Source organism: Pseudomonas sp. HY7a-MNA-CIBAN-0227, from assembly GCF_040310325.1.
Lineage (GTDB): Bacteria > Pseudomonadota > Gammaproteobacteria > Pseudomonadales > Pseudomonadaceae > Aquipseudomonas.
In genome coordinates this window covers 413,106-419,677 of record NZ_JBEOPT010000004.1, presented here as the reverse complement: position 1 = coordinate 419,677, position 6,572 = coordinate 413,106, and the positions used below count along the sequence as shown (strand labels likewise).

The following is a 6,572-nucleotide window of genomic DNA, read 5'->3' as shown; positions in this document are numbered from 1 at the left end:
AATTGGTAGACACGCCAGCTTCAGGTGCTGGTGACCGCAAGGTCGTGGAAGTTCGAGTCTTCTTCTGGGCACCAATTTCGAGCTTGAGATCCAAACGATCACAAGACTCTCACAAAAACCCGCGAAAGCGGGTTTTTGCGTTACAGACCTTTGATTTTTAACGACAAACTTGATTTATAAAATCAAATCAGGGGTTTACAGATCAAAAACCGCTCCGTATAGTTCGCTCCATCAACAGCGGCAACGTTGCTGATGCTGCCCAGATGGTGAAATTGGTAGACACGCCAGCTTCAGGTGCTGGTGACCGCAAGGTCGTGGAAGTTCGAGTCTTCTTCTGGGCACCAATTCAAAACTTGAGGCTTTAACCTTAAGTCTCACAAAAACCCGCGAAAGCGGGTTTTTGCGTTTCTGGCCTACCGAAATTCATGCTGGTTTTGCGGCGTTCTTGAAAGATCGCAGCCTCGTTTCACTCGACAGCTCCTACATCCGCTCCTACGATCGTTTATCATTCTCACGATTTGTTGCAATTCAAGTGAGGAACCCTGCGAATGATGATCCGCGATACCCGTCTCAAGACATCCCTTCTGCGTGGCTTGACCATCACTCTGCTCGGCCTGACACTGCTGTCGCCCGCCGCTTATTCCGCCGACAAGGTCGCACTGACCTTGTACAACGGCCAACACAAGGAGGTCGGCGATGAACTCGCCAAGGCCTTCGAAGCCAAGACCGGCATCCACGTCAATGTGCGCAAGGGCAGCAGCAACCAGCTGGCCAGCCAGGTCGTCGAAGAAGGTGACCGCTCCCCTGCCGACGTGATCTACACCGAAGAGTCGCCGCCGCTGAACAAACTCGGCGAACAAGGCTTGCTCGCCACCATCGACGCCAGCACCCTTGACGTGCTGCCCAAGGAATACGTGGCCGGCAACAGCGCCTGGATGGGCGTGACGGCGCGCACCCGCGTCGTGGCTTTCAACCCGAAACTGATTGACGAGAAAGACCTGCCCAAATCGGTGCTGGAATTTGCCGAGCCCCAGTGGCAAGGCAAGGTCGGCTTTGTGCCTACCAGCGGCGCTTTCCAGGAGCAGGCCGTGGCCATCATCAAGATGCACGGACGCGAAGCTGCCGAGGAATGGCTGACCGGCTTGCGTGCGTTCGGCAAGGTCTACAGCAACAATATGGTCGCCCTTAAAGCAGTGGAAAATGGCGAAGTCGCCACTGTGCTGGTGAACAACTACTACTGGTTTGCCCTGAAGAAAGAAAAAACCAATCTGGATTCGCAACTGCACTACTTCACCGATGGCGATGCGGGCGGCCTGATCACCGTGTCTGCCGCGGCCGCATTGAAATCCAGCAAACACCCGAAAGAAGCCCAGCAATTGCTGGCATTCATGGTCAGCGAAGAAGGCCAGCGGGTGATCACCAACACCTCCGCCGAGTACCCCCTGCGCAAGGGTATGGAGTCCAATCGCGGCCTCAAGCCTTTCAGCGAGCTGCAACCGCCGAAAGTTACCCCCGCCGACCTGGGCAACGCCGAAGAAGCCCTGGAACTGGAACGTGACGTTGGCTTGAACTGATGAACCCATCGCTACCCGCCCCCGCCTTGCGCGGGGCGTTTACGCCAAGACGCAAACGCCCTTCGATCTGGCTGCTGCTGCCGGTTTTACTGCTGGTGGGCCTGAGCCTGTTACCACTGGTCTATGTCGGCCTCAAGGCCTGGCAGGCCGGCTGGGCCGAGGCCGTACATTTGCTGTGGCGACCGTATGTATTCGGGCTACTGCGCAATACCCTGGCGTTGATGGTGGGCGTGACGGTGGCCTGCGCGGTGATCGGCCTGTCCCTCGCTTGGCTGCTGGAACGCAGCAACCTGCCAGGGCGACGGATCTGGGGAGTGATCCTGTGCCTGCCGTTTGCGGTGCCGGCGTTTGTCAGCAGTTTTACCTGGGTGTCCCTGAGCGCCAACTTTGAAGGATTAGGCGGTGCAATCCTGGTGATGACCCTTTCCAAGTACCCACTGGTATTTTTGCCCGTGGCGGCGACCTTGCGCAATCTTGATCCGTCCCTGGAGGAATCAGCCCGCACTCTGGGGCTCAATCGCTGGGGCGTCTTCTTTCGCATCACCTTGCCACTGCTGTGGCCGTCACTGCTGGCTGGGGCGCTGTTGATTGCCCTGCATATGCTGGTGGAGTTCGGCGCCCTGTCGATCATCGGCCTGCAAACCTTTACCACTGCGATCTATCAGCAATTCGAGCTGGAGTTCAGCAATGCCAACGCGGCGATGCTGTCAGCGGTGCTATTGGTAATGTGCCTGACGCTACTGTGGCTTGAGCTGCGGGTACGCGGTAAAGGCCGACACGTGCGCACCGGTCAAGGCGCCGCGCGACATGCCGAACAGGTACATCTCGGCAAATGGACGACGCCGGGACAACTGTATTGCCTGCTGCTGGCGATCATAGGCAGCGGCATTCCCTTGGGCATGCTCGGCTACTGGCTGGCCGTTGGCTCTTCGGCGGCCTTTCCGGTGGCCGCGATCAGCGAAGCCCTGCTCTCCTCCCTGGCGCTGTCCCTCGGCGGCGCTGCCCTGTGCCTGGCACTGGCGGTACCGGTCGGGTTGCTGGTGGTGCGCCACAAGGGCCAGTTGGCGATGTGGGCCGAACGCTTGCCGTATTTACTGCATGCGCTGCCCGGCTTGGTGATTGCGCTGACGCTGGTGTATTTCGCCCTGCATTATGTGCCGGCGCTGTATCAGACCTCGGCGCTATTGCTGATTGCCTATGCACTGCTGTTTCTGCCGCTGGCCCAGGCGCCGATCCGCACGGCGCTGAACAAGGCCGCACCGCAATTGGAAGAAGCCGCGCGCACGCTGGGCGCGTCGTCGTTCAGTGCGTTTTGTCGGGTGACCCTACCGATTATCTTCCCGGCACTGGGGGCGGCGTTTGCGCTGGTATTTCTGGATGCCATGAAGGAATTGACGGCGACGTTGCTGCTCAGCCCCACCGGGCTGAATACTCTGGCAACGGCCGTGTGGGCGCACACCTCAAATGTCGAGTTCGCAGCGGCGGCGCCTTATGCGGCGCTGTTGATTCTAGTGTCGGGGTTGCCGGTTTACCTGCTTACAACGCGGATGTATTTGAGCCGGTGAAATGAGGGAGCTTCACTCCCTCACCACAACACCTCAAGCCCTGAACTGCCCCAGGCTCGCCTTCAACTGCGCAGCTAGCCCATCCAGCACCTTGCCGCTAGCGGTGGTCTCCACCACTGCCTGGGCCGCCCGTTCGGCCTGGGCATGAATGATCTCAACCCGCCCACGCACGGCATGAGCCCCTTGCGCCTGATGCTCCGCCGCCCGAGTCGCCAGGCCAATCGCCGCATGCACCTGCTCCACCGAGGCCTGCACCGACTGCTGCAAGCGCACGCTGTCGCGCAGCACCAGCAAACCTTCGCTGGCCTGGCGCCCGGCCTTGCCGATGGTTGCCACGGCCTCACGAGCGCCCTGCTGCAACGCAACGATATGAGCCTGAATATCACCGGTGGAGCTTTGCGTCTTACTGGCCAGGGCCCGCACCTCATCTGCCACCACCGCAAAGCCACGACCGGTCTCGCCGGCACGCGCCGCCTCGATAGCCGCGTTCAGCGCCAGTAGGTTGGTCTGCTCGGCAATCCCGTGGATCACCGTCAACACCACTTCAATCTGCTCGCTCTGCTGTGCCAGGCGTTCGATGACCTTGGCGCCAGTTTCAACCTGCCCCGCCAACGCCTCGATCAGGCTGCCGACCTCGGCCGAAGTGCGGGAGTTTTCGTCGGTAGCCTGGCGAATATCCACCACCTGCTGCAAAGCCGCCTGCATGGCATGGCTTTCCGCCTGGGCCTCATCAGCCATTTGCGACAACGCTCGCAGGCTTTCGGCCACTTCATCGCGCTGCAAGCCGGCGGCCGCATCGGCGCCAGCGTTACGCAAGGTCATCGCGCCGATTTCCACGCCGGTACGCTGGGCCACATCGCCCGCCTCACGGACGATAGGCTGCAACTTATCGACAAAGCGATTGACGGCCGCGGCCATGTCGCCAATTTCGTCCTTGCTGCTGATTTGTACACGCTTGGTCAGATCGCCCTCGCCCGCCGCCAAATCGTCCATAGCGGCGATCAGCAACTTCAGGCGATTGACCACCCGACGCCCAAGCACGACGGCAATCAACAGCAGCACGCCAAACCCCACCACTGCTAAGCCCATACCGATGCGCCAGCGCAAGGTACCAGCGGCCTCCTGCACGGCGCCGGTGGTGTTGGCGGTCATTTGGGTCGCGGTCGCTTGCGCCGACTGCAACCGCGCCCCCATGGCTGCCGCGCTATCCGCCGCTGCACCCTTGAGGCTGTCACCCACCAACTGATCACTGCTGGCGATCAGCGCTGCAAACCGTGCATCCAGGGCTGCAAGGTCGGTTTCTACCGATGCAGTAGAAACCCCCATGATGACTTTACCGATCTCCACGCCGTTGGGGCTGATGGAGGATTCAAGGTAGTAAACCGACGGATCGTTCTTCGCCGCATCCAGTACTTTATCCAGGGCACGGTCGCCCCGACCCTTTTCCAGCAACGCCTTGTTGATCGGGTTTTCCCGGTTCAGATAGCGAGTCAGGTGTTGACCGGTAGCGTCGTCATAGACCACGAACAGCACATTGGGATTGCGCTGGGCGCGCCGGGCAAACTCCGACAGCGTCGGCACATCGCTGTCCCACATGGCGCGGGGCGCCACCGAGGCCAGCAACTGCGCCATGTCATTGGCGGAGTCCTTCAGGTCTTTTTCCAGGGTCGCACGCAGCTGCTTCTGCTCTTCCTGCAGACGGGTCGAAAGTCCGGCTGTCAGACGCTGACGAGTGCTGGAAGACAGACTGTCCAGACTGGAAGTGACCTCTTTCCCGGCTTGCGCCAACTCAAAGGAGAGTTTTTGGCTATCCACCCCCAAGCGATTACCCAAATCGGCTTCCAGGGCAGTGACTGTGCTCCGAGTCAGAGCGACGGCCACCAGCACTTGCACCAAAAGAGCGATACCAAGGGTAACGAACACCGGCCGCAACAGACGGCTTTGTAACAATGAGAGAACGGCAGACATCGGGAATCCCTCCATCACGGGTGCCATTAATTTGATAGCACCGCGAAAGAAAGAAACACAGCAAGGGTCGTGCCGTACGCAAGACAGAAACGACAAAGGGTCCCCGAAGGGACCCTTTGCTTTTTACATCAACAGCTTATTAAGCGAACGGATGACGCAGAACGATGGTCTCGTTGCGGTCCGGGCCCGTCGAAATAATGTCAATCGGCGCGCCGATCAGCTCTTCAACGCGCTTGATGTAAGCACGGGCGTTGGCTGGCAGCTCTTCCAGAGTCTTGGCACCCACGGTCGACTCAGTCCAGCCCGGCACTTCTTCGTACACAGGCTGCAGGCCCACGTAGCTGTCAGCGTCAGTTGGGGCAACATCCTTACCTTCCGCATCTTTGTAGCCGATGCAGATGTTGATGGTTTCCAGGCCGTCGAGTACGTCTAGCTTGGTCAGGCAAATGCCCGAGATGCTGTTCACATCAATAGCGCGACGCAGGATAACGGCGTCAAACCAGCCACAACGGCGTGCGCGGCCAGTAGTCGCGCCAAACTCGTGACCTTGTTTAGCCAGGTGCGCACCGACTTCGTCGAATAGCTCAGTCGGGAATGGACCCGAACCTACACGCGTGGTGTACGCCTTGGTGATGCCGAGGATGTAGTCCAGGAACATCGGGCCAACGCCCGAACCGGTCGCAACGCCGCCAGCGGTGGTGTTGGAACTGGTTACGTACGGGTAGGTGCCGTGGTCGATGTCCAGCAACGAACCCTGGGCGCCTTCGAACATGATGTCTTTGCCAGCGCGACGCAGGTCGTGCAGCTCGGCAGTCACATCCAGCATCAGTGGCTTGAGCAGCTCAGCATATTCCTTGCACTCAGCCAGGGTCTTTTCAAATTCGATGGCGGGCTCTTTGTAGTAACCAACCAGCATGAAGTTGTGGTAATCCACCAGTTCACGCAGTTTGTCTTCAAAGCGCGGCATGTTGAGCAGGTCGCCAACACGCAGGCCACGACGTGCAACCTTGTCTTCGTAGGCCGGGCCGATGCCGCGACCGGTAGTACCGATCTTCAGCTCGCCACGGGCCTTTTCACGGGCCTGATCCAGCGCAACGTGGAAGGACAGGATCAGCGGACAGGAAGGGCTGATGCGCAGGCGCTCGCGCACTGGTACGCCTTTCTCTTCCAGCTTGGTGATCTCGCGCAGCAGGGCGTCAGGTGCAACCACCACGCCGTTGCCGATCAGGCACTGCACGCCTTCGCGCAATACGCCCGACGGAATCAGGTGCAAGACGGTTTTTTCGCCATCGATGACCAGGGTGTGACCAGCGTTGTGGCCACCTTGGTAGCGCACTACGGCGGCAGCATGTTCGGTCAGCAGATCAACGATCTTGCCTTTGCCCTCATCACCCCATTGGGTGCCCAGGACTACGACATTCTTACCCATAACACTTGTCCTCATTCGCGCAAACTTGGTACCGGC

General features: G+C 59.6%; 3 protein-coding genes, 1 tRNA gene and 2 pseudogenes. 3 read left to right on the top strand and 3 right to left on the bottom strand.

What is annotated here, in order from left to right; genetic code table 11:
* Positions 1-257: 257 nt before the first annotated feature.
* From AAEZ06_RS09920 to AAEZ06_RS09910, 3 genes are all read left to right on the top strand, one after another.
* Positions 258-344, top strand: a tRNA-Leu gene (locus tag AAEZ06_RS09920).
* A 204-nt stretch (positions 345-548) separates the two neighbouring features.
* Positions 549-1,574 (top strand): extracellular solute-binding protein, encoded by a 1,026-nt coding sequence (locus AAEZ06_RS09915; protein ID WP_149411149.1) that lies wholly within the window; start codon positions 549-551, stop codon positions 1,572-1,574.
* Positions 1,574-3,139, top strand: a complete 1,566-nt coding sequence (locus AAEZ06_RS09910; RefSeq protein ID WP_149411150.1) for an ABC transporter permease — start codon at positions 1,574-1,576, stop codon at positions 3,137-3,139. Before AAEZ06_RS09915 ends, AAEZ06_RS09910 begins: the two co-directional genes overlap by 1 nt.
* A gap of 33 nt (positions 3,140-3,172) precedes the next feature.
* Here AAEZ06_RS09910 and AAEZ06_RS28555 read toward each other — a convergent pair.
* The 3 genes and pseudogenes from AAEZ06_RS28555 to AAEZ06_RS09900 form a co-directional block, all read right to left on the bottom strand.
* Positions 3,173-3,688, bottom strand: a pseudogene (locus tag AAEZ06_RS28555) (methyl-accepting chemotaxis protein); the annotation flags it as partial.
* A 390-nt stretch (positions 3,689-4,078) separates the two neighbouring features.
* Positions 4,079-4,132, bottom strand: a pseudogene (locus AAEZ06_RS28550) (hypothetical protein); the annotation flags it as partial.
* Between the two features lie 1,114 nt (positions 4,133-5,246).
* A complete protein-coding gene (locus tag AAEZ06_RS09900; RefSeq protein WP_010213605.1) occupies positions 5,247-6,536 on the bottom strand; it encodes an adenylosuccinate synthase in 1,290 nt (429 codons plus the stop codon).
* Positions 6,537-6,572: the final 36 nt, after the last annotated feature.

Coding starts and splice junctions, on each gene's coding strand:
- AAEZ06_RS09915 (WP_149411149.1), top strand. CDS start 549: ATGATGATCCGCGATACCCGTCTCAAGACATCCCTTCTGCGTGGCTTG.
- AAEZ06_RS09910 (WP_149411150.1), top strand. CDS start 1,574: ATGAACCCATCGCTACCCGCCCCCGCCTTGCGCGGGGCGTTTACGCCA.
- AAEZ06_RS09900 (WP_010213605.1), bottom strand. CDS start 6,536: ATGGGTAAGAATGTCGTAGTCCTGGGCACCCAATGGGGTGATGAGGGC.